The sequence below is a fragment of the Peribacillus sp. P4_C12 genome (assembly GCF_056402095.1).
Genome location: NZ_JBFUIB010000695.1, coordinates 1 through 1,614 on the forward strand (window position 1 = coordinate 1; position 1,614 = coordinate 1,614).

Annotated in this window: 2 protein-coding genes and 1 pseudogene; 2 read left to right on the forward strand and 1 reads right to left on the reverse strand. The window is 39.2% G+C overall.

The window, feature by feature from the left end; translation table 11 throughout:
- Window positions 1-109: 109 nt before the first annotated feature.
- Window positions 110-223 (reverse strand): annotated as a pseudogene (locus AC1DUW_RS28085) (YjcZ family sporulation protein); the annotation flags it as partial.
- A 126-nt stretch (window positions 224-349) separates the two neighbouring features.
- Here AC1DUW_RS28085 and AC1DUW_RS28090 point away from each other — a divergent pair.
- The gene (locus AC1DUW_RS28090; protein WP_053345453.1) at window positions 350-880 is read left to right on the forward strand and encodes a peptidoglycan recognition protein family protein; all 531 of its coding nucleotides are present in this window, start codon (window positions 350-352) and stop codon (window positions 878-880) included.
- A 389-nt stretch (window positions 881-1,269) separates the two neighbouring features.
- A partial coding sequence (locus tag AC1DUW_RS28095) for a helix-turn-helix domain-containing protein (protein ID WP_477644087.1) occupies window positions 1,270-1,614 on the forward strand: 345 nt, incomplete at its 3' end.

Genomic DNA, 1,614 nt, shown 5'->3' on the forward strand with positions numbered 1-1,614 from the left:
CGTAACCGCCGCCGTRACCGCCGCCGTAACCGCCGCCGTAACCGCCGCCGTAACCGCCGCCGTAACCGCCGCCGTAACCGCCGCCGTAACCGCCGCCGTAGCCGCCGCATCCACCAACAAAGCTAGCTCCAACAATGATTAAGAGTATGAACAAAACGACTATAAAGGCGAAACCTCCACCAAATCCAAAGCCGTCGTCACACCTTGATTCACAACCTGACATAAAAACATCTCCTTGTTTGTTTTTAAGGAGGAAATACTTAAATGGGTTATATTACCTTATGCTCTAATCAGGAAAATGACACTTAATGTGTAACAAAGCCTTATTTAAATAAAAAGGAGACGATGAATGATGAACTTTACTAAACTACCCCAATTAGTCGATATGCGAGGGGAATTAAAATCTAAAGGCATGTATTCAAAACGTTCTAAAACAATCGCTCACCGTGTATGGCATCATTCACTTACAAAAAAACATTTGCCCGGATCTGATGCAGCAAGTTTCGCGGATTACCATGTAAACACGATGGTGTGGCCCGGGATAGGATATACATTCATCATTGAACCTAAGAATGTTATTAACACGCCGAACGGAAAAATGGCTATGATTGTATATGCGAATGATATAGACAAACGCACTTATCATGTAGGGAACAGCAATCAATTTTCGCTTGGTATCTGTGTTGCTGAAGACTATCGATATAATATAGATGAAGCCACACTTGCAAGTATTGCAGAACTTCACACTGCACTTGTTAAAAATGGGATAGGGAAGTGTGATAAAGCCCATAATGAAATGCCAGGTTATAGTTGGAAAGCTTGTTGTGAGTATAACTACAGAGAAGTTTTTGATTGGAAAGGTTCAAAGAACACCAGCTAAACCATCTCCGGCACCTGATGTTTACACTATCCAAGAATGTGAGAAAAGACGGGTGTCTGTAAATTATACACAATCTGGATTATAACCAATTCAAAGGGGTATTTTAACCTTATTTTGCATCGGAAAGGCAAACAAAAGTGGATGAATTAATAGCTCTATTTTAGAGGGAACGATTTCCGAACGATAAACGGACACTGATTCATTTTGCATGTGATAAAGTAATAGTATGGAAGTTTTGAAGAAGACTTCTAAATAAGGCGTGATGGTTTTTAGCTGTTGCACCTTTCCCTTTTTACCTGAATGATTTATCATTTCCCGCCAGAAGACAAAGTTATTTTTTGGCAAACATACGTTCGATAGTTAATAATAACTATAAGGAGGTGAAACCAATGGTCGTAAACAAAGCTTATAAATTTCGAATCTATCCAACTAAAGAACAACTAGTTCTAATCAATAAAACGATCGGCTGCTCCCGTTTTGTCTTTAACTTCTTTTTAGGCAAACAAAAGGAGAAAGGTGCCTACTGGTATATTTGTGAAGAAATGAAGCAGAACGGCCAATTACCCTCTAATGAATGGAAAGGTTCTTTTCTGGATAAATACGCAACAATCAAAGAACTTCCGGCTTTAAAGAAAGAGTATTCTTTCCTGAAAGAAGTAGACAGTATTGCCTTACAGAAATCGGTGGAAAATTTAGCAGATTCCTATAGTCGATATTATAAAAAGCAAAACAAG